The organism is Caballeronia zhejiangensis, from assembly GCF_022879815.1.
GTDB lineage: Bacteria > Pseudomonadota > Gammaproteobacteria > Burkholderiales > Burkholderiaceae > Caballeronia > Caballeronia zhejiangensis.
The window spans coordinates 532,369-554,032 of record NZ_CP084286.1 but is presented as its reverse complement, the minus strand read 5'-3'; the positions used below and the strand labels follow the sequence as shown (position 1 = coordinate 554,032).

The 21,664-nt window shown below is 61.5% G+C and carries 19 protein-coding genes; 15 read left to right on the top strand and 4 right to left on the bottom strand.

What is annotated here, in order from left to right; all coding sequences use genetic code 11:
• Window positions 1–121: 121 nt before the first annotated feature.
• The 6 genes from LDZ23_RS28670 to LDZ23_RS28645 all read left to right on the top strand — a co-directional run bounded on the left by LDZ23_RS28670 (window position 122) and on the right by LDZ23_RS28645 (window position 6,695).
• Window positions 122–1,048: a LysR family transcriptional regulator gene (locus tag LDZ23_RS28670; protein ID WP_008346221.1), complete on the top strand. Its 927-nt coding sequence runs from the start codon at window positions 122–124 to the stop codon at window positions 1,046–1,048.
• Between the two features lie 154 nt (window positions 1,049–1,202).
• The gene (locus LDZ23_RS28665) at window positions 1,203–2,333 is read left to right on the top strand and encodes an aromatic ring-hydroxylating oxygenase subunit alpha (protein WP_008346220.1); all 1,131 of its coding nucleotides are present in this window, start codon (window positions 1,203–1,205) and stop codon (window positions 2,331–2,333) included.
• Between the two features lie 19 nt (window positions 2,334–2,352).
• Window positions 2,353–3,534, top strand: coding sequence for an ABC transporter ATP-binding protein (locus LDZ23_RS28660; RefSeq protein WP_008346218.1), 1,182 nt, complete (start codon window positions 2,353–2,355; stop codon window positions 3,532–3,534).
• A 1-nt stretch (window position 3,535) separates the two neighbouring features.
• Window positions 3,536–4,582, top strand: a complete 1,047-nt coding sequence (locus tag LDZ23_RS28655; RefSeq protein WP_008346216.1) for an ABC transporter substrate-binding protein — start codon at window positions 3,536–3,538, stop codon at window positions 4,580–4,582.
• A gap of 26 nt (window positions 4,583–4,608) precedes the next feature.
• The gene (locus tag LDZ23_RS28650) at window positions 4,609–5,862 is read left to right on the top strand and encodes an ABC transporter permease (protein WP_008346215.1); all 1,254 of its coding nucleotides are present in this window, start codon (window positions 4,609–4,611) and stop codon (window positions 5,860–5,862) included.
• Between the two features lie 14 nt (window positions 5,863–5,876).
• Entirely contained in the window at window positions 5,877–6,695 is an 819-nt protein-coding gene (locus tag LDZ23_RS28645; RefSeq protein WP_008346213.1) for an ABC transporter permease, read from the top strand.
• 728 nt (window positions 6,696–7,423) lie between these two features.
• On the opposite strand, the gene LDZ23_RS28640 is transcribed toward LDZ23_RS28645, so the two are convergent.
• Window positions 7,424–8,155, bottom strand: a complete 732-nt coding sequence (locus tag LDZ23_RS28640; protein ID WP_008346211.1) for a Crp/Fnr family transcriptional regulator — start codon at window positions 8,153–8,155, stop codon at window positions 7,424–7,426.
• A 774-nt stretch (window positions 8,156–8,929) separates the two neighbouring features.
• Here LDZ23_RS28640 and LDZ23_RS28635 point away from each other — a divergent pair.
• On the top strand, window positions 8,930–9,784 hold the full coding sequence (locus tag LDZ23_RS28635) for a class II aldolase/adducin family protein (RefSeq protein ID WP_008346210.1): 855 nt from the start codon (window positions 8,930–8,932) through the stop codon (window positions 9,782–9,784).
• Between the two features lie 127 nt (window positions 9,785–9,911).
• Here LDZ23_RS28635 and LDZ23_RS28630 read toward each other — a convergent pair whose 3' ends face one another.
• Window positions 9,912–10,349: a YqaA family protein gene (locus tag LDZ23_RS28630; protein WP_008346207.1), complete on the bottom strand. Its 438-nt coding sequence runs from the start codon at window positions 10,347–10,349 to the stop codon at window positions 9,912–9,914.
• 356 nt (window positions 10,350–10,705) lie between these two features.
• Here LDZ23_RS28630 and ppnP point away from each other — a divergent pair, with 356 nt between their 5' ends.
• From ppnP to LDZ23_RS28615, 3 genes are all read left to right on the top strand, one after another.
• Window positions 10,706–11,026, top strand: coding sequence for a pyrimidine/purine nucleoside phosphorylase (ppnP, locus tag LDZ23_RS28625; protein WP_008346204.1), 321 nt, complete (start codon window positions 10,706–10,708; stop codon window positions 11,024–11,026).
• Between the two features lie 146 nt (window positions 11,027–11,172).
• Window positions 11,173–12,189 carry a type IV toxin-antitoxin system AbiEi family antitoxin gene (locus tag LDZ23_RS28620; RefSeq protein WP_008346202.1) on the top strand — a complete coding sequence of 339 codons (1,017 nt, stop codon included), beginning with the start codon at window positions 11,173–11,175 and terminating at the stop codon, window positions 12,187–12,189.
• A complete protein-coding gene (locus LDZ23_RS28615; RefSeq protein ID WP_033536896.1) occupies window positions 12,167–13,036 on the top strand; it encodes a nucleotidyl transferase AbiEii/AbiGii toxin family protein in 870 nt (289 codons plus the stop codon). Before LDZ23_RS28620 ends, LDZ23_RS28615 begins: the two co-directional genes overlap by 23 nt.
• On the opposite strand, the gene LDZ23_RS28610 is transcribed toward LDZ23_RS28615, so the two are convergent.
• Window positions 13,033–14,049, bottom strand: coding sequence for a 1-aminocyclopropane-1-carboxylate deaminase (locus LDZ23_RS28610; protein WP_008346198.1), 1,017 nt, complete (start codon window positions 14,047–14,049; stop codon window positions 13,033–13,035). The two genes, LDZ23_RS28615 and LDZ23_RS28610, sit on opposite strands and share 4 nt — an antisense overlap.
• Window positions 14,050–14,201: 152 nt before the next feature.
• On the opposite strand from LDZ23_RS28610, the gene LDZ23_RS28605 reads away from it, so the two are divergent.
• The 3 genes from LDZ23_RS28605 (at window position 14,202) to LDZ23_RS28595 (ending at window position 18,635) form a co-directional block, all read left to right on the top strand.
• The gene (locus tag LDZ23_RS28605) at window positions 14,202–14,729 is read left to right on the top strand and encodes an Lrp/AsnC family transcriptional regulator (RefSeq protein WP_008346196.1); all 528 of its coding nucleotides are present in this window, start codon (window positions 14,202–14,204) and stop codon (window positions 14,727–14,729) included.
• 83 nt (window positions 14,730–14,812) lie between these two features.
• Window positions 14,813–17,161, top strand: coding sequence for a transglycosylase domain-containing protein (locus LDZ23_RS28600; protein WP_008346195.1), 2,349 nt, complete (start codon window positions 14,813–14,815; stop codon window positions 17,159–17,161).
• Between the two features lie 298 nt (window positions 17,162–17,459).
• A complete protein-coding gene (locus LDZ23_RS28595) occupies window positions 17,460–18,635 on the top strand; it encodes a GDSL-type esterase/lipase family protein (protein WP_008346193.1) in 1,176 nt (391 codons plus the stop codon).
• Window positions 18,636–18,704: 69 nt separating this feature from the next.
• Here the strand turns inward: LDZ23_RS28595 and LDZ23_RS28590 are convergent, their stop codons facing one another.
• Window positions 18,705–19,580 (bottom strand): hypothetical protein, encoded by an 876-nt coding sequence (locus LDZ23_RS28590; protein ID WP_239295288.1) that lies wholly within the window; start codon window positions 19,578–19,580, stop codon window positions 18,705–18,707.
• Here LDZ23_RS28590 and LDZ23_RS28585 point away from each other — a divergent pair.
• Complete coding sequence (locus tag LDZ23_RS28585) at window positions 19,558–19,899, top strand: hypothetical protein (RefSeq protein WP_241814146.1); 342 nt, start codon at window positions 19,558–19,560, stop codon at window positions 19,897–19,899. The two genes, LDZ23_RS28590 and LDZ23_RS28585, sit on opposite strands and share 23 nt — an antisense overlap.
• Before the next feature lie 1,158 nt (window positions 19,900–21,057).
• The gene (locus LDZ23_RS28580; protein WP_008346189.1) at window positions 21,058–21,621 is read left to right on the top strand and encodes a serine O-acetyltransferase; all 564 of its coding nucleotides are present in this window, start codon (window positions 21,058–21,060) and stop codon (window positions 21,619–21,621) included.
• Window positions 21,622–21,664: the final 43 nt, after the last annotated feature.

Here is a 21,664-nt window from a genome sequence, read left to right as displayed (position 1 = left end):
GCGTCCCGATCGAATCCGAAAAATATATTTAAGAAATGCACGGCATCGGATTTGGCTATGCAATGAATTTTGAGCACTTCACAATGCGGCTCATCGAAGCTCCATTTCCGGAATGTCATCGATGGAAAGCCATCCCTTGCGCTATTCGCTGCGGCAATTGCGCTACTTCGTGGTCGCTGCCGAAGCCTTGTCCTTCACCGCCGCCGCGAAAAAACTGCATATTTCGCAACCGTCGATATCGACCGCCCTCGCCGATCTCGAAGCATCGTTCGGCGTGCAGCTATTCATTCGCCATCATGCGAGCGGTCTGTCGCTCACGCAGGCCGGCCGCGATCTGCTCGGGCAAGCGCGCAATCTGCTGAAGATCGCGGAAGAACTGCAAATGGCCGCGAAAGAAATGGATGGCGGCATGACCGGCTCCATCGCGCTCGGCTGTCTCGTGTCGCTCGCACCGCCTTTGATGCCGGGACTCATCAGCCGCTTCACGGCGGGGCACGCGGGCATTTCGTTTCGCACGGTCGAAGCGCATCAGGACGGCTTGTTGCGCGGCCTGCATGACGGTTCGCTCGATATCGCCCTCACCTATAGTCTGGACTTGACCGAGGACATCGCGTTCACGCCGCTGCTTTCGTTGCCGCCTTATGCGATCTTGCCGAAGACGCATCGGCTTGCGCGAGCGCGCAAGGTATCGCTCGCCGATTTGCAATCGGAGCCTTACGTGATGCTCGATCTGCCGCATAGCCGCGAGTATTTCGCCGCGCTCTTCGATGCGGTCGGCAGCCGTCCCGTGCCCGCGTTCCGGTCATCGCAACCGGAAGTCGTGCGTGGCATGGTGGCGAACGGCCTCGGCTATAGCATCCTCAACTTTCCGCTGAAGTCGAATCGCACGGTGGATGGCGAGGACTTCGTGATTAAGCGCTTCAAGGACAACGTCAACGCGACTACGTTAGGCATCGCGCAATCGCGCACAATGCGTCCGCGGCAAGTGGTGCATCGCTTCTCGTCGTTCTGCGAGAACTATATTAGGCGACTGCATATCGATACGTGAAGTTATCGGCGCTGCATAGATAAAAGCTTTGCTTTGTATCCGAAAACAATATTTTGGCTGGCAATTTGGCTTGATAGATTGATGTCCATGTCGAGCGCAATGCGGTCAAAGCCCGCGCCAGCGCGCTCTCACGAGTTGAGACAAGGAGGGCTTCATGATCGCAGTGGACACGCTCATCGACCAGTTACGGTCGAATTGCGAACGACCATTCAGCGATGCGCACGCCATGCCGCCTGGCGTCTATACATCGCCCGACTTCCTGTCACTCGAAGAGCGCGAGATCTTCGCGCATGAATGGCAATGCGTCGGCCGCGCGAGCGCGTTGAAGGAACCCGGCGATTACCTGACGGCGCAGATCGGCGCGCAGCCGATCGTCGTATTGCGCGACGAGCAGATGCAGCTCAAGGCGATGTCGAATGTGTGCCTGCATCGCATGTCGGTGCTGCTGGAAGGGCGCGGCAACAAGCGGCGCATCGTGTGCCCGTATCACGCGTGGAGTTATGGACTCGACGGCGAATTGAAGGGCGCGCCGCTCATGGACCGGCAAGAAGGCTTCTGCAAGGAAAGTTATAGGCTGCCCGCCGTGCGCTGCGAGGAATGGCAAGGCTGGATCTATGTGACGCTCGATGAAAGCGCGCCGCCCGTCGCAACGCAGCTAGCCGAACTGAGCGAATTGATCGGCGCGTATGGCATGACGGACTACATCGAAACTTTCTATGAAGAGCATGTGTGGGATACCAACTGGAAGATCCTCGCCGAAAACTTCATGGAAAGTTATCACTTGCCAATGCTGCATCGCGCGACCGTAGGGCCGCATTCGAAGCTCGAAGAGATGGAATGTCCACCGGGTTATCCCGCGTTCAACTATCACTGGATCACGAAGGAAGCGAGCTTGCCCATTGGCAATGCTCATCCGGATAACCCGCGTTTAACGGGTCATTGGCGCAAGACGACCGCACTGCTCGCGATCTATCCGACGCATCTCGTCACGCTTACGCCCGGCTATTTCTGGTATCTCGTGTTGCAGCCGCGCGGCGTCGGGCAAGTGCATATCCGCTTCGGCGGCGGTCTCGCGCCTGAATTCATCGCCGACGCGGAAGCGAACGCGCATATGTCGACATTGAAGAAGCTGCTCGACGAAGTGAACGCGGAAGACAGGCGCGGCGTGGAAGCGGTGTTTCGCGGCGTGCATGCGCCGCTCGCGAAGCCCGGAAATCTGAGCCACCTTGAACGGCCCAATTTCGACTTTGCGCGCTATATCGCGACGAAGCTCGCACAGCACTGAAAGACAGGACACGAACACGATGTCAGCCCCTTCCTTCATCTCCTTCTCCGGCGTGAGCAAATCGTATGACGGCGCCCATTACGTCGTGGAGGATTTGAACCTCGACGTGCGCAAGGGAGAATTTCTTTCGCTGCTCGGTCCGTCCGGCTCGGGTAAAACGACGACGCTGATGATGCTCGCGGGCTTCGAAACGCCGACGCAAGGCGAGATTCGTCTCGACGGCAGGCGTCTCGACGACAAGCCGCCGCATCAGCGCGACATCGGCATGGTCTTTCAGAACTACGCGCTCTTTCCGCATCTGACGATCGCGGAGAACGTCGCTTTTCCGCTTTCCGTGCGACGCGTGAGCCGCGCCGAGCAGAAGACGCGCGTGAAGCGCGCGCTGGAGATGATCGAGTTGCCCCATCTCGCGAGCCGGCGACCCTCACAGCTTTCCGGCGGGCAGCAGCAGCGCGTCGCGCTCGCACGCGCGCTCGTGTTCGAGCCGAGCGTCGTGCTGATGGACGAGCCGCTCGGCGCACTCGACAAGCGCCTGCGCGAAACGATGCAATACGAAATCATGCGGCTGCACCGCGAGCTTTCGCTGACGATCGTCTACGTGACGCACGATCAGGCCGAAGCGCTGACGATGTCGGACCGGGTCGCCGTCTTTTCCGATGGCCGCATCCAGCAGGCCGCGACGCCGAGCGAGCTTTACGAGAACGCGCAGAACGCGTTCGTTGCGAACTTCGTCGGCGAGAACAACGGGCTCACGGGGCGCGTCGCCAGTGCGAACGGCGAATGGGCGACGCTGGCGCTATCGGACGGCAGCGTCATTCGCGGACGCTGCGAGCACGGCCTGCGCGCCGGCGATGAAGCGATGCTCGCGCTGCGCCCCGAACGCGCGCACATTCCCGGCACGGAAGACGCGCACGCGGACGAGCACAGCAACGTCGTGCGCGCACGCGTCGAGGAGCTCGTGTACTGCGGCGATCATCATCGCGTGCATCTGAAGCTCGGCTCGCGCGAGTCCATCGTCGTCAAAGTGCCCAATACCCAGCGTCACGCATTGCCCTGCGCAGGCAGCACGATCGATATCGCGTGGCGTCACGACGACTGCAAGATTCTCGCGATGATGGCGCCAAAAAACGCGCCCGCGATTGCCCCGAGCACACCGCCCTCACCTTCTCTCATCCCGACCGCACCCGCAGGAGCCAACTGACATGCGCAATCACATCAAAGCACAATGCGCCGCACTCGCAGTATTTGCATTTGCAACTATCTCGACACAGGCGGCGGAGACACTCTCCGTCGTGACGTTCGGCGGCGCGTTCGAAGCCGCCGCCAAGAAAGCCTGGTTCGAACCGTTCACGCAGGCAACGGGCGTGAACTTCTCGACCGAATCGTATGACGGCGGCCTCGCCAAGCTCTCCGCGATGGAGCAGGCGAAGAACACGACGTGGGATCTCATCGATCTGGAAACCAACGACGCGATCACCGCATGCGATGAAGGCCTGCTGCAGAAGTTCGACAAGAAGATGCTCGGCAAGACGAGCGACTTCATCCCCGGCTCGATCAGCGATTGCGCGGTTGCGAGCATGGTGTGGTCCACGGTCTATGCCTACGACGCGAGCAAGCTGAAGACCGCGCCGACCACTGTCAACGACTTCTTCGATTTGCAGAAATACCCCGGCAAGCGCGGCCTGCGCAAGTCGCCGAAGGTGTCGATGGAATGGGCGCTGATCGCCGATGGCGTCGACCCGAAAGATGTCTACAAGGTGCTCGGCACGCCCGCCGGCGTCGATCGCGCGTTCAAGAAGCTCGACACGATCAAGAAGAACATCGTGTGGTGGGAATCGGGCGCGCAGGCGCCGCAACTGCTCGCCGATGGCGCGGTCGTGATGGTGCAGGCCTACAACGGCCGCATCGACGACGCCGCGAAGAAAGACAACAAGCCGTTCAAGGCCGTGTGGGACGCGCAAGTCTACGACTTCGAGTGGTGGGCTATTCCGACGGGCGCGAAGCAAGCCGATACCGCGGCGAAGTTCATCGTGTCGCAAGCGCAGCCGAAGGCATCGGCGGATCTCTCGAAGTACATCGCGTATGCGCCGCCGCGTAAGGATGCGGTCGCGCTCGTCGACAAGCAGCGACTCGCCGACATGCCGACCGCGCCGGATAACTTCAAGCGCGCGGTGCAGATCAACGCGAACTTTTGGGCCGACAACGCAGATCAGATCAACAAGCGCTTCCAGGTCTGGCTCACGCAATAACGCTGTTCATGGATGAGAGTAACGACATGCCTGCATCGATTCACGCGCACGCCGCCGGTTCTCCGACGAGAGCCGATGGCCGCGCCTCGTATCAAAGAGCGCGCCGCCGCGCATCGGTGCAGGCGTTGTTGCTTGCCTTGCCGCTGATCGTGTTTTTGCTGTCGACGTTCATCGCGCCAATCGCGATGCTGCTTGCGCGCAGTGTCGAGAACAAGGAGGTGCCGGACAGCATGCCGGCGCTCACTCGTGCTCTCGATGCCTGGGACGGCCGCGGCGTGCCCGATGAACATCTGTTCGCGCTGCTCGCCTCGGGCCTGAAGGATGCGCAACAGAACGGGCAACTCGGCACCGTCGCGCGCAGGCTCAACTTCGCGCAGCCCGAGTTTCGCAGCTTGCTGATGCGGACCGCGCGCAGCGTGCGCGAGGAGACGCCGCCCGCGTGGAAGCCGGTTTTGATCGACATGGATGAACGTTGGAATTCGCCGGAGATCTGGCGTCTGTTGAAACGCGCGGCCACGTCGCCGACGCCGGACTATCTGCTTGCCGCCGTCGATGCGCAAGTGACGCCGCAAGGCAACGTCGCGTTCGTGGCGGATAACTCGTCGGTGTATCGACAGGCGTTTCTGCGCACGATATCGATCAGCGCGTCCGTCACGCTGCTGTGCCTCGTGCTCGGTTATCCGGTCGCATGGCTGCTCGCGAATCTGCCGACGCAAAGCAGCAACCGCCTAATGCTTTTCGTGATCGTGCCGTTCTGGACGTCGCTGCTCGTACGCACGACTGCGTGGTATGTGTTGCTGCAGCCGGGCGGTGTCATCAATGGCCTCTTGACGGGACTCGGTCTCGCGACGCATCCGCTGCCGCTCATCTTCAATCGCACGGGCGTGTTGATCGGCATGACGCATGTGTTGCTGCCGTACATGATTCTGGCGATCTTCTCGGTGATGAAAGGCGTGTCGCCGGTCTATCTGCGCGCGGCGCAATCGCTCGGCGCGCATCCGTTCACCGCGTTCGTGCGCGTGTACATACCGCAGACGTTGCCGGGTGTCGGCGCGGGATGCTTTCTCGTTTTCGTGCTCGCGCTCGGCTACTACATCACGCCCGCGCTGCTCGGCGGCGCTGGCGATGAAATGATCAGTCAGCTCATCGCGCTGCAGACGAATACGCAGCTCAATTGGGGGCTTGCGGGCGCGCTCTCGGCGTACCTCGTGATCTTCACCGCGATCTTCTATTTCCTGTTCAACCGCATCGTCGGCATCGACCGGTTGCGCTTCGGTTAAGGGGCCATTCTTCCATGACGGAATCACGCAACAGGGTGCTGACCGAACGCATCGCTTCCCGATGGGTGCGCGTGCATACCGCGCTCGTGCTGTTCTTTCTCGTCGCGCCGATTCTTGCGATCATCCCTTTGTCGTTCAATTCGGGATCCTACTTTTCTTATCCGTTGCAGGGGTTTTCGTTGCGCTGGTATGAGCAGGCGCTCACGAGTCCCGACTGGCAGCGCTCGCTTTTGAACAGCATCGGCATTGGTGCGGCGTCGACGTTGATCGCGACGTGTCTCGGCACGCTTGCAGCGCTCGGCCTTTCGCGTTCGCAGTTTCCGCTGCGCTCGGTCATCATGCCGATCATCATTTCGCCGATGATCGTGCCGATTGTCGTTGTCGCGGCCGGCTTCTATCTGATCTTTGCGCCGCTCGGGCTCGTCAACTCTTATCCCGGTGTGATCTTCGCGCATGCGGCGCTTGGCACGCCCTTTGTCGTGATTACCGTGACGGCGTCGTTGTTGTCCTTCGATCAAAGTCTCTTGCGTGCTGCGTCGGGGCTCGGGGCGACGCCGTGGATCGCCTTCCGGCGCGTGACCTTGCCGCTCATTACGCCGGCTGTGGCTACCGGCAGCGTGTTCGCGTTTGCTACTTCGTTCGATGAAGTTATCGTCATTCTCTTTATCGGCGGGCCGGATCAGCGAACCGTGCCGCGGCAGATGTGGAGCGGTATTCGCGATTCCATCGATCCTTCCATTCTTGCTGTTGCTACGATGCTGATCGTGTTTGCTGTTCTGCTCTTTGCCAGCATCAATTGGTTGCGGGGGCGGGCTAGTCGGGCTCTTGTTTGAAGTTTGAATCGCCCTCTGTTCGCCGTGCTTTCGCTTTCGCCGGATCCCGCTTTCGCGTCGGTCTATTGGCACTGCCCCTGTGCGGGGCGGCACTCACTTTCTTTGCTGCTGCAAAGAAAGTAAGCAAAGAAAGCAGCTACTGATGCCCGCGGTCACACGCAATTTGGGTAGTTCTCTCGTCCTAGGCGGCACTCGCCTAAAAGAGTGCCCTCATAGGCCCAACCGGGATTGGCTCGCGCACGGTCTGCCACATCGCACCACATAACAAACGGGTTCAGCACCAAATAGCTCCGGCCCGCTTCGCGGCCGACCGGTCAATCGGGTCCGCGCGTGCTTCTCTACTAACGTCTCCATCTCACTGCAATCGCCGCCCCCTTGGTTTCCCTTGCTTACCCGGAGGCAGCGCGTAGCGCTGTGCCGAAGCTCTTTCGGGCTGAACCAGTGTCCTTGGAAAACTAGCTCGTCAGACCGTGCGCGATCCAAGCCCCGTTATTGTGATGAGGGCACTCTTTAGGCGAGTGCCATCCGCGACGAGAGAATTACCCAACGTGCGTGTGACCGCGGGCCTGAAAAGCTGCTTTCTTTGGTTGCTTTCTTTGCACAGGACCAGAGTAAGCACTAAAGCGCTAACTCTGGTCGACGGCAAAGAAAGTGACTGCCGCCCCGCACAGGGGCAGTGCCGATAGATCACTAAGAAAACGGGATCCAGCGACAGAACCAAAAACAGCTTAAGCCAACGCCTCGGCCGCACGCCGCGGCAACATCCGATCAAACTCGCGCTTAACGATGCCATAGCACTCACAAGCCCGCTCCTCGAGTCCCGCACGATCGAGAATCTTGATACACCCACGGCTGTGATGAATCAGCCCCGCATCGTGCAGCTTGCCAGCCGCCTCCGTCACACCTTCACGGCGCACGCCGAGCATATCGGCGATCATCTGCTGCGTCACACGCAGTTGATCCGACGGCGTGCGATCCGTCTGAATCAGCAACCAACGGCACAGTTGCTTCGACAGCGAGTGATGACGATTACACGCGGCCGTCTGCGCCACTTGCGTCAGCAGGGCTTGCATGTACAGCAACATCACGCGGCGCAGAAAGTCGGAACGGCCGAAGTGCTCACGCAACGCACCCGCGCTCATGCGATACGCAAAGCCCGCACATTGCACCTGCACGCGCGTCGGCATCGTGTCGCCGCCCGTCAGCACCGGAACCCCCGACATTCCCTCACGTCCCACCGCCGCGACTTCAACGGAACCGCCGTCTTCCATCGTATGCAGCAGCGAAATGATCGCCGTAGTCGGGAAATACACGTGGTGAATGCGCTGCCCGGAATCGCACAACAACTGCTCCGTGCGCAACTGGACCAGCTCGAGATGCGGTGCGATAGCCTGCCATTCCTGCGCCGGAAGCGCGCCCAACAGATGATTGCCGTGCAGATCGGATTGAAGTGTCAACATTTTTCTTAGTCTCGTGCGTTTGCGCTTCGCGCTTTTGATTTCTTCTGGCTCGCAACAGGATTCGCGCATGCATCTGATGGCATACATCGAACCTGTTGCGTCCAGCCCCGTAGTACGAACCCGCTGCTTCTTCTTGTTTGATACCGCAGCGATGTTCGTGCGTGGTCATACATTAGCGAGAGGTGTGCCAGCGAACGCCAATCCTTATACCAACAGGACTTTGCGCGATTCCCCACGCAAAGCGCGGAGAACGTGCGCTCAAGTACGAAGAAAATTGATTCACCCGTGAAAAGCGACCTTCAGACGGATCGCGGGCGATGGCGGCAGAACGCCAAACGTTTTCGTCTGGCGAATGTCTTGTCAGAGCAGGCTCCGCCGATGCGCTCATCTAGCGAAACGAAGCCAATCGGAGGCTCGAAAGCCTTGTCGTAGCAGAAACAGCCCGCACGCTAAAAATGTTGCAAAGGTGGTTAACGGCGATGCGCGTCGTTTTTAAGGCCCCGATGCGGAGTCGCGCGAAAGCCTTATGCGACAGGCGTCCGCGGGATTCTCAAAGGCTTGGCACAGGATGCGGACGTGAACCGTCGCGGTTTCGCGGCGCGGCGAAAAATGTTGCATCGCCTAAACCTCGGTGAATTTCGAATTCGGCAGCCGCTTCAAACCTTTGGCGCATGAATGTGACTCATGCCACGTTGAACAACCTTCGTTTGTGCGCAAGCATCGCTACCGGCACCATGCGTGACATACCCACTTCTATCCGCATGGAGCGAAAAGATGAGCGACGTCATGGAGACCCCCGCAAAGACCGCCGATCAGGCCATCGATCTCAAGGGCCGCGTATCGATCTATCAGCCGGAGCAGCAAGGCTTGATCTTCCCCGAGCTGCCCACGTTTGCGAGCCACGCGGAACATCGTCAGTACCTGAAGGAGCGCCTCGTCGCCGCGTGCCGCGCCTTCGCGCTGCAGGGCTTCGATTACGGGTTCGCGGGCCATCTCACCGTGCGCGATCCGGAGCATCCGTCGCTTTACTGGACCAATCCGATGGCCGTCCACTTCGCGCAAGTGAAGGTGTCTAACCTGATCTGCGCGGATCATCAGGGCAACGTGGTCGAAGGCGATTACGCGGTCAATCGCGCGGGCTTCGTGCTGCACGCGGCCGTGCATGAGCAGCATCAGGACATCGTCGCGATGTGCCACGCGCATACCGTCTACGGCACCGCCTTCGCGGCGCTCGGCAAGCCGCTCATCCCGATGTCGCAGGACGCGTGCGCGTTCTTCGAAGACCACGTCGTGATCGGCGATGAAGCCGGCAAGGTCGCCGTCGAAGTGAAGGGCGGCAACAAGGTCGCGAATGCGTTCAAGGGCGTGAAGGCCGCGATCCATCAGAATCATGGCCTACTCACGGCGAGCCGTCACAGCATCGATTCGGCGGCGTTCTGGTTCATCGCGCTCGAGCGTTGCTGCCAGCAACAACTGATGATCGAAGCGACCGGCATCACGCCCAAGCTCGTGCCCGAAGACCGCGCGCGCTATAGCCGGGAGCATGTGGGCAGCGACTACATCGGCTGGCTGCACTTCCAGACGATCTGGAATGATCTCGTCGCCACGCAGCCCGACATGTTCGACTGATTCCATTATGTTGCAGCCCCTCGCCTTCGGAGAAAGGCGAGGCGATTCCCCATGACTACGTCGAGACAAGCGTTCCCGGCGTCGCCTGGGTATCAGCGCGCGGACACATCTGAAGATGCCGACCGATCTAGATCAATCGCATCGTCACAGCCGCCAAGACAAGGTAACGTCCGAGCTTCGCAACCGTGACCAACGCGACGAATGGCAGAAGAGGCTCACGCATCACCCCAGCCAGGAGAGTAAGAGGATCACCAATGACGGGCGCCCAACTAAGCAAGAGCGACCATTTCCCTAAACGTTGATACATGCGCTGCGCGCGGTCCAATTTCTCGTCTGACACTGGAAACCAGCGGCGGCTCTTGAAGCGCTCGATGTATCGCCCCAAAACCCAATTGACCAGTGAACCCAACACGTTGCCGATCGTCGCGACCAGTATCAACGTTGCAGTTGAATAGCTTTTACTCAGCAGCAAGCCCACAAGCACAGCCTCCGATTGAAGAGGCAGAAGGGTGGCTGCGCCGAATGCGGCAAGAAACAATCCTCCGTATGCCGACAGCGTCAGCATGTCTTGAAGGGCATGCCAGCGCCTCGAATCGCTATTGCCATGGGTCTGTCCGAACTAGCTATTGATCGGCGAATAAATAGATGAAGCGAAAGATCGCTAACGTTGCCAACGCGAGCAGAAGTTGGTTCGCGATTCTATCGTATCGGTTTTGGAACTCTGACAATCGCGGTTTATACCTGAAACGCTCTCGCGACTGTCTTGCCTCCACATGCGGTTGCATTGGATCCTGATGCCGAAACGGCTCGTGAATCGCTGATTGTTCCTGCTGGCTCGAAACAGGCGATGCGATGTGAGTCGCATCGCCTTTTTTGTATGATGGCGGACCATCCCTCGCAACCGTCCAAAGGACCATCATCATGACCGCCGCAACGCAATTCGATCAGGTTTCCGTCATCAAACGCGCCAATGTCTACTTCGACGGCAAGTGCGTGTCGCACACGGTTCTCTTCGCCGATGGCACCAGGAAAACGCTCGGCGTGATCCTGCCGGGCACGCTCAACTTCGGCACCGACGCGCCCGAACTCATGGAGGTGCAGGCAGGCCAGTGCCGTATTCGGCTCGACGGCAGCGATGAGTGGAAGACGTATAAGGCGGGCGAATCGTTCTCGGTGCCGGGCAAAAGCCGATTCGATATCGACGTGACGGAAACGCTGGATTACGTTTGTAGTTATCTTTGATTGGCGTGAAGGGGAAATGCGGTGTCGGGTAGGGATTCCGCACCTCATGATTCTTAGAGTGGATTTCGGCAAGACGAACTCCGTCTAACTTTTATGTCTGTCCACGTTTCGTGTACACTGACCAAAATTGGACGCCCAACCCGCCGATGCCACCCACCGACCAACTCTCCCAAGCCGCCGCAGCCGCTTTCACGGAGGCGACCGGCTTCGCCGCACGCAGCGTCAAACCACCCGCGCGCGGCGGCTACGACGCCGCCATCGAATTCCGCGTCGGCGGCGCGCGCTTCAAGCGCCCTGTCATCGTGCGGGAAAACATCGACCGGTTCAGCGCGTTATCCGCGTTCAGCGCCTCGGTCGCGCAGAACGGCGGCGCGAAACCCGCGCTCGTTACCGCGCATCTCTCACCCGACATGATCCGCGCCTGCCGCGATCTGAACGTCGATGCCCTCGATCTCGCCGGCAACGCGAGCGTCATCGAAGGCGATGGCGTCGTCGTGATCGTGTCGGGCCGTCCGCGCGTCGCGCACGGCAAGGCGCGCCGCTCGAAAACCTGGACGAAGTCGACGTTGCGCGTCACGGGCGCCCTGCTCATCACGCCCGCGCTGCTGCAACGGGGCTATCGCGATATCGCGCAACACGCGGGCGTGAGCCACGGCACGGTGCAAAACGCGGTGCGGGCGCTCATCGATCATCGCGATGTATTCGAGCGGCCTGACGGCGCCGGCCTGCAAATCGCCGACAAGGAACGGCTCATCGACGAATGGGTGACGCTGTATCCGCGGCAATTGCGCGAATCGCTGCTGATCGGGCGTTATCGCGCGGAGTCGAACGACTGGTGGCGCGACGTGCCCGGCCTGCCGGGTCAATGCCAGTTCGGCGGCGAGCCGGCCGCAGCGATACTCACGGAATACCTGAAGCCCGCGACCGTCACCGCGTATTGCGCCGACGCCGCGCCGCGCGAATGGATCAAGGCGGCGCGGTTGCGGCCCGATCCCGCCGGAAACGTCGAATTCCTGCGCGCGCCCGTGGCGCTCGCGCCCGTCGATGGTCTTCCGCCGAACGTCGTCGCGCCGCTCATCGTCTATGCGGATCTCGTCGCGAGCGGCGACCCGCGCAATCTCGAAACCGCCAGGATGCTGCGTGAACGCTATCTTGCCGCTTGAACTGCTGCCGCATCGCCCGCTCGCCGGCGTCTTTTCCGCGATGCTGCGCGAAGTCGTCGCCGCGTCGCACGCGACGAACATCGCGTGGTTCGTCGGCGGCGCGAGCGCGCGCGACATCCTGCTCACGCACGTCCACGACATCGAGGCGACGCGCGCCACCGCCGACGTCGATATCGGCATCTCGATTCAAAGCTGGACCGGCCACGACGCGCTGCGGCAAGCGCTCGTCGCGTCGGGGCATTTCACCGCGCCGAAAGGCTCGGCGCATCGGCTGAATTTCAACGCGCCGCAGACCGGCGAGCGCACGTGGCTCGATATCGTGCCCTTCGGCGGCGTGCAGGACGCGCACGGCGAAATCGCGTGGCCGCCGGATGGTTCGGTGCGGATGAACGTCGCGGGTTTTCGCCAGGCGCTCGATGCGGCGCTCGCCGTGCGCGTCACGCGCGATCTCGTCGTGCCGGTCGCTTCGCTGCCCGCGCAGGCGATGCTGAAGATCATCGCGTGGCAAGACCGGCACGCCGCCGACCGCAAGGACGCGATCGACCTGCTCTTTCTGATGGCGCGTTACGCCCAAGCCGGCAACCTCGATCGTCTTTATGCCGATGCCTTCGATCTCGTCGAGCGCCACGGACACGATCCGGATATCGCGGGCGCGGCGCTTCTCGGCCGCGACACGGCCGCGCTCGTCGATGAAAACCTCCGCGCGCAGATTCTCGCGATCCTGCGCCCCGGCGATCCCGCGCCGCCGATCCTCACGCACATGCTCGGCTCGCGCATGCCAGTCTTCGAAGCGGATACGTCGGAACGCGTCGCCGCATTGTTCGACGCATTCCGCAGCGCGTTCTAGCCGTTGCGAAACAGATAGCTGTACGCGTTGAGCGCGGGCACCCCGCCGAGATGCGCGTAGAGCACTTTCGAGCCTTCGGGGAATTCGCCGTTGCGCACCATCTGGATCATGCCGTCCATCGATTTGCCTTCGTAGACGGGATCGGTCAGCACGCCTTCGAGCCGCGCGCACAGACGGATCGCCTCGAGCGTGCCTTCGTTCGGCAGGCCGTATTCGGGGCCGCCGAAGCGCGTATCGAGAATCACGTCGTCGCGCGTGATGTCCTGGCCGAGATCGACGAGTTCCGCTGTGTGCTTCGCGATCCGCAGAATCTGCTCGTGCGTCTGCTCCGGTTTCGCCGATGCATCGATGCCGATCACGCGCCGCGCGCGCCCATCCGCCGCGAAGCCGACCACCATGCCCGCCTGCGTGCTGCCCGTCACCGAGCACACGACGATGTAGTCGAACTTGAAGCCCAGCTCCGCTTCCTGCGCGCGCACTTCCTCCGCGAAGCCGACGAAACCGAGGCCGCCTAGCGGATGCTCCGAGCAACCCGCCGGCACCGGAAACGGCTTGCCGCCCGCCGCGCGCACGCTTTCCATCGCGTCCTGCCAGCTTTTGCGGATGCCGATATCGAAGCCATCGGCGACGAGGCGCACGTCCGCGCCCATCATCCGCGACATCTGGATATTGCCGACGCGGTCATAGACGGCATCGGAGTAATTGACCCAGTTTTCCTGCACGAGCACGCACTTCATGCCGAGATGCGCCGCGACCGCGGCGACCTGGCGCGTCTGATTCGACTGCACGCCGCCGATGGAAACCAGCGTGTCGCAGCCTTCGGCGATCGCCTCGGGAATCAGATATTCGAGCTTGCGCGTCTTGTTGCCGCCAAACGCGAGGCCGCTGTTGCAGTCCTCGCGCTTCGCATACAACTCGACCTTGCCGCCGAGATGCGCGGACAGGCGCTTGAGCGGCTGAATGGGCGTCGGTCCGAACGTGAGCGGATAGCGGGGAAAACGTTGCAGATTCATGTCGGCATCCTCGTGATGGTGGGACTGCATGGACAGAATCGTAGAGATTCTCGCGACGGATCGGGTTGCGAAAAAATGCCGTTCGGCCTAACGTTTTTGGACGCGAGACGCTGTTCGCTAACTTTTATTTCGCACAAGAGCCCATTGAAGCAATGAAAAAAACCGCATCCGCTCCAAACCCGCATCCGGCAAGCGTCCAGACCGATCGCGTCGATCGCGCGATCCTGCGTCAGTTGCAGCGCGATGCGTCGATCTCGAACGTCGCGCTCGCGGAGAAGGTCAATCTGAGTCCGCCCGCGTGTCTGCGGCGCGTCGAGCGGCTGCGCGAAGCGGGGCTGATCCGCGCGACCGTCGCGCTGCTCGATCCGAAAGCGCTCGATGCCGGCATGCTCGTCTTGATCGGCGTGATCCTCGACCGCTCGACGCCCGATTCCTTCGACGCCTTCGAGAAAGCCGCGCAGAAAGTGCCCGGCTGCATGGAATGCCACGTCGTGACCGGCGAATTCGACTTCTTCATGCTGATCCGCACGCGCGACAGCGAAAGCTTCAACCGGCTCCACGCCGAAAAGCTGCTCTATCTGCCGGGCGTGCGGCAGATCCGCACGTTCGTCGTGTTGCGTGAGGTGCTTTCGACGACGGCGTTTCCAATCGGCGAATCGGCGGGAACGCGGGCGGTGTAGCGTCGGCGACACTTTTGCGAAAGACCTGCTGAAAAATTACGCTACGATTCAGGGTTTTCCATGTCCGGGCATCCCGTTTCGTTGTGACCGCGTCTGATTTCAAAGCCTGGGCCAAGGCGATTCTGGCTCGCCTCGCGTCGCGGCTGCGTCCGCATCTGCGTGCGCGTTCGCTGCTCCTTCTGCCGGCGCTCTTTCTTATCTATGTGCTGGTGCTGATTCCGTTCACGCCCGGTATCCGCGATATCCGCCGTGCAAAAGTCGATCAGCCCGCGCAGATCTATTCCGCCGACGGCAAGCTCCTCGCCGAATTCAAGCCGACGCATCGCGAATGGGTGAGTCTCAAGCAGATTTCGCCGCAGGTGATCGACGCGCTCATCTCGACCGAAGACCGGCGGTTCTATCAGCATCACGGCATCGACTTCCGGCGCACGGCGGGCGCGGCGCTGCGCACGTTCTCGGGCGACCGGCAAGGCGGCTCGACGCTCACGCAGCAGCTCGCGCGCAATCTGTATCCCGAGGAAATCGGCCGCTCGCAGACGCTCACGCGCAAGCTGAAGGAAGCGATCACGGCGTTCAAGATCGAAGCGCTCTATTCGAAGGACGAGATTCTCGAAACGTATCTGAACACGGTGCCGTTCCTGTACAACGCGTACGGCATCGAAATGGCCGCGCGCACTTACTTCGACAAATCCGCCGGCCAGCTCGACGTGCTCGAAAGCGCGACGCTCATCGGCATGTTGAAGGGCAACAGTTACTACAACCCGGTGATCAATCCGGAGCGCGCGCTCGACCGGCGCAACATCGTCCTCGGGCAGATGGTCAAGTTCGGCCACTTGCCGGCGACCAAACTAGACGCGCTGAAGAAACGTCCGCTGCGCATCGACTTCGAGCGGCAGACGGAAGAGCCCGGCCGCGCGCCGCACTTCGCGCAGCAGTTGCGCAAATGGCTGATCGGCTGGGCCGACGACAACGACTACAACATCTATTCCGATGGCCTCGTCGTGCGCACGACCATCGATTCGCGTCTGCAGGCGATGGCGACGAACGCGCTCGCGCTGCAGGGCAACCAGTTGCAATCGATCGCCAACGCGGCGTGGGGCGGCCGCGCCGGTTGCGCGAACGCGAACGCCGATCTCGGGCACGCGTTCATCCGCGAGACGGACGCATACCGCGCGCTGCGCACGGGCGGCGCGAACGACGCCGACGCCATCAAGAAACTCGACTCGGACCGCGCCTTCATGCAGGCGCTGTGCGAGGACAAGACGCGCGTGCAGGCCGCGTTCGTCGCGCTCGATCCGCGCAACGGGCAGATCAAGGCGTGGGTCGGCAGCCGCGATTTCACGCAGGATCCGTTCGATCACGTCGCGCAGGCGCGCCGCCAGCCCGGCTCGACCTTCAAGCCTTTCGTCTACGGCGCGGCGTTCGAGCGCGGCGCGAAGCCGGCCGATACGATCGTCGATCAGACCGTCGAAATCCCGATTCGCGGCGACGAAATCTGGCGCCCGACCGACGACTCGCCGCCGTCGGGCCGTCCCGTGAGCCTGCGCGACGGCATCGCGTATTCGAAGAACCGCATCACCGCGCAGTTGATGGAACAAGTCGGTCCGGGACGCGTCGCGCGGCTCGCGCGTGACATGGGCGTGCGCGACAGTCATCTCGACGTGGTGCCGTCGCTCGCGCTTGGCACGAGCCCGGTGACGCTGAGGGAAATGGTGTCGGCGTACGGCACGATCGCGAACGACGGCAGTTATATGGAGCCGCTGCTCGTCACGCGCATCGAGAACAAGGACGGCGAAGTCCTCGCGCAGTTCGAGAGCACGCCCGAGCGCGCGCTGTCCGTCGATGCGACGCGCAAGCTCGTCGATGTGATGCGCGACGTCATCAACCGCGGCACCGGCACGACGATCCGCACGCGCTTCGGCATTCGCGCGGATGTCGCGGGCAAGACCGGCACTACGCAGGACAACGCCGACGGCTGGTTCATCCTGATGCATCCGCAACTCGTCGCGGGCGCGTGGGTCGGCTTCAACGACAGCCGCGTCACGCTGCGCAGCGATTACTGGGGCCAAGGCGCGCACAGCGCGTTGCCGATCGTCGGCGACTTCATGCAGCGTTCGCTGCGTTCGCATCTGATCGATGCCCGCGCGCGCTTCGATACGCAGGAAGCGCCGGGCATGTGGCAAACGATGCTCACGAACGCAAAAACCTGGTTCGACGAGACGTTCTCGAAAGCGCCGAAGCCGGGCAAGCCGAAAACCGCGCAGACGGCGGCGCAGCATCCGGTGCGTCCGAAGCGGCCGCCTTCGGAGCCCGCCGCCGAAGTGACCGAAGAGCCGCCGCAACCGCCAGTGTTTACGACGATGCCGCCGATCCTGCCCACGCCCGGCGAAACTGCAAGCTCTCCGGCGCCCGCTTCCGACGTGCAACCGTAAACGCTTACGCCGCCCGCGAACAAAGGCGGGTGCTTGCGTAGACAGTTAGTTGCGAGCTAGCGACGAAAGACTTGCCTATCGGCCGAAATGAGCGCGCGCGCACAGAGCACGCGCACAAATGGTGCTCCGATTCACCAAGGCGAAACAAACGCATTCAAAGATTTCGCCGCGCACCCCGGCGCGCTGTGGCCACATGCGCCCGCCAAAAGTCTCGCGCACTGCGAGACGTCTATCTCATTCCAGGCTGGTTTCGGAGAACAAGTTGAACAAGCGATTTCCTCGCCTCAAGCGAGCCCTCGTGGCCACCGCGTTCGCCTTGCCGCTTACGTCGTCGAGTTTTGCGCAGAACATCAGCGCTACCCTGCCGTGGACCGGCACCTGGAGCACCGCGCCGATGATCGTCGGCGGCGGCGGCTTCAATAATCAGACGATCCGGCAGATCGTGCACACGAGCATCGGCGGGACGGCCGCCGGCGTCCAGTTTTCCAATCAGTACGGCAGCGAGCCGCTCGTGATCGGCGACGTGCGCGTCGCGTTGCGCGCCGACGGCAAACGCACCGTGCCGGGCAGCGACCGGGCCGTCACCTTCAACGGTCAGCCCTTCGTGACGATTCCGCCCGGCAAGACGGAGATGAGCGATCCGATCGCGATCGCGGTGCCGGCGATGTCGGACATCGTCGTCAGCGCCTATCTCCCGCAGCAGACGCCATCGGAAACCACCGGTCACGCCGAAGGCCTGCAGGACGTGTACGTCGCGCCCGGCGATGTCAGCGCCGACACCGAATTCGCGGGCGGCGTGGTCAACGCGCTCGGCGCGCAGTCGTATTACTTCCTCACCGACGTCGTCGTGCAGAACGCCAGTGCGACGGGCGCGGTGGTCGCGTTCGGCGCGTCGATCACGGACGGCATCGATTCGCCGCCGAACACGAACGGCCGCTGGCCCAACCTGCTCGCCGCGCGTCTGCAGCAGGCGGGCATGACGGTCGGCGTGCTGAATCAGGGTATCGCCGGCAACGATTTCTTCACGAACGACGCGGGCGATGCCGGCCTCACGCGCTTCCAGCGCGACGTGCTCGACAAGTACAACGTCAAGTGGGTCATCATTTCCGACGATGCCGTCAACAACCTGATCGGCGGATCGCCGCCGACGGCCGCGCGCCTGAACAGCGCGTTTGCGCAACTGACGCAGAGCGCGCACGCGGCGGGCGTCAAGGCGATCTGCTCGACGCTCACGCCGTTCGAGGGCGTGTCGCCGTGGACGGCCGACATCGAAGCGACGCGGCAAGCGGTGAACGCGTTCGTCGCGACGCCCGACAGCGGCTGCGACGCCGTGCTCGATCAGGCCGCCGCGCTCGGCGATCCGGCCAATCCGCCTGTCATGCTCGGTGCGTACGACAGCGGCGACCATCTGCATCCGAATCAGGCGGGGCTGCAGGCGATCGCCAATTCCGTGAATCTCAACTGGCTCAAGTAGGCGGCGCGGAAAAGCAAAAAACGCCATGCGGAAGATTCATCCGCATGGCGTTTTTCGTTTCATCGCCGATTACGACTTGACGATCGTCGGGTTCTGCACGTTGATGCGCGGACCCGCGTTGTCCCACTGCTCGACGATCAGCGGGTACTTCCACTTCGGATTCGTGCTGCTGATCTGACCGTTGACGATGTAGCCGTCGAGCGACAGACCCTGAACCGCGAACGAACCGCCCGGGCTGGTCGTGTCGACGTGGTTGTTGATCGCGATCGTGACCGTCTTGCTGATCGGACCCGGCAGCGAGCCGAACCACACGTTGATGCCGCCGCCCTTGCAGTTCGCCGTCGTCGGGCTGTTGATCGTGATGCTCTTGAACACGGCCGAGTTGTCGTTCGGTTCGAAGTCGAGACCGCAAGCCGGCGCCGTGCCGGTGATGTTCTGCCAAATCGGGCTGTTGAACGTGATCGTGTCGCCCGAGATGATCGACACACCCTGACGGCGGCAGCCGTCGGCCTTGTGGTTGTCGACGACGAGGTTGTACGTCGGCGTGTTCTTCTTGCTCTGGCTATCGTTGATGTAGATGCCGTCGCCCCACGTGTTGATCGTGGTCGGCGCGATCAGGTGCACGTTCTGTGCGCCGATGATCGAGAAGCCCATGCCGTGCTCGCCGCCCGAAGCCGAGTTCAGCTCCTTGCTGCCGTCGAGGTACGCGTTTTCGACGATGACGTTGCTCACGTCTTCGATGAGCATCATCTGGTAGATGTCGGCGTTGTGCGGGAGCAGCTTGATCGAAGCGCCCGACGCAAAGCGGATGTGCGTGTTCGTGCGCAGCTTGAGACCCGTCGTGTCGATGCGGACCTGGCCCGAGATCAGGAGAATCTGACCGACGGAACCGTCGATGGCGGCTTGCAGCGCGGCGCGGTCGTTGGTCGAGCCGTCGGCCTTCACGCCGAACGACGATGCGTTGATGGTGCCTGCGGTGTTCGTGCTGGCGGCGTTCGTCGAGCTTGCCGCGGCCGGCGCGCTGGCGGTCGTCGTGGCGCTTGCCGACGAAGCCGAGCTCGCGGGCGTCGCCGTCGAGGCGCCGCTGCCGGTGTTACGGCGTCTCCAGCGATCGGCGACCGAATCGGGGGCCGCGCTGTCGCTGCCGCCGCCGCATGCGGCGAGCACAAACGCGCCGCTACCCGCGATAAGCGAGGTCAGGAGTTTGCGGCGGGTTGCGATACGCGTGTCGACGACGGTGTTGTCTGCCTGGGTGTCTGCCTGAGTGTTGTTCGAAAGCATTGTCTTTCCGAGTTGGTTGTGCGTTGTCGACGGGCGGACCCGTTCATGCGACTACGGCCGCACGCAACGTTTCTTTATGGGCGTGAGATGACCAACGCAAATTCAGCAGGCGCAAACGATTGCGCCGCTCAGCGCTCGACAGCCGCACACGGCGACTCCGAAAGGCATCTCGGCGAAAAACATGACGACTTCGGGATTGGACGAACCAGAGTCGGGAGAGCCAGATAATCCGGAAGTACCCACTCAACCCCGCGCTTGATTGGCCCGCGAACGGGCTTATGAAGCGCTGAAGTCTGACGGCAGTAATTACCGTCTTTTTTAAATCCTACAGATTGTTACGAGGCGTTTCTACCCGGCACTTGTTACAAAATGTACGCTTGTAACTTATTATTTTGCTTTTCCGCGTCTTTATTGCTGTGTATTTCCGCTTTTAATCGACGGCGAGCAAATTAATCTACGGCTTTTTTAATGTTAATACGGTAGATGAATAACACCACTTCAAACCAGTTGAGGTACGATGACTAATAATCATCTGAAGAATCGTTTATAACGACACGAACGTTCACCCGCCGAGAGCGCGACCTATGGCCTCGGAAGGCCCGGTGGGGCTTGCAGAGCGCCTTTCGTATGCCGAAACGAGCAACAATCCGCCGATTATTTCGCCTTATTGACCGGTCAATCCGCCGACGATTATCCAGACGCGCACCAAAATTGCCGCTTCTGCACGGTTGCAGTCCCAACATTACATTCAAGTAAGCACCGTTTTAAACGATTTCATCCGACGAATCGGATTTTGTAAGTGCGGTCCAAAAACTTTTTTCATTCAAAAGACGAAAGACCCTACAGGGCATACCCTTATCGGGTTTTTACGAACCGGATCACTTTCCGCTGAATCCCGCGCGCAGCCTGGGATTCGACCGGAACGCTAATGATCTGCTTAAAGAAACGGGCTTATTCAACAGACAAAACAGGCGAAAGTTGGAATCGTTTCGATTGCCAGCCGGTCATATGTTCCGTTTCGCACTGATCCGGTTGGACAGAAAGACTAGTCTCGGATTTGGTGCGCTCAGCACAGTTGGGGGAACGGCCGATTCCGGCCGGAGGTATTACAAGAAATCACACGACCAGCGGATACACCGCGATGAAAACCTTTGATCTGATCAAAAGCGATCTCTATCGCTATACGGGCGAGTACAGCGTCATGCTCCTTCTCGAGCAACTGATGCTGAACGAAGGGTTCAACTACATGTTCTGGCTGCGCCTCGCGAGCGCCGCGTCGTCGCGGCCCATGCGCCTCGTGCTCAACCACATCGTGCGTCTGAAGCAGCGCCGCTTCGGGTTCGTCATCAGTCCGCGCACGCGCATCGGGCCGGGCTTCTATATCAGTCATATCGGCACGATCGCGGTAAACCCGACGGCGGTCATCGGCGCGAACTGCAACATCTCGCAGGGCGTGACCATCGGATCGAATCACGGCAAGGCGGCGACCATCGGCAACAACGTGTATATCGGGCCGAACGTCTGCATCATCGAAGACGTGACCATCGGCGACAACGTGACGATCGGCGCGGGCAGCGTCGTGACGAAGGATATTCCGCCGAACGTCACGGTGGCCGGCTGCCCGGCGCGCATTCTGACCGACGACGCCACGCCCGAGCGGGCGGCGCGCTACATCATGCGTCCGTGGCAGACAGGCGCGGTATGAAGGGCCGGCTTCGGCATGGCGAGGTGCCTTAGCGAACAGTCAC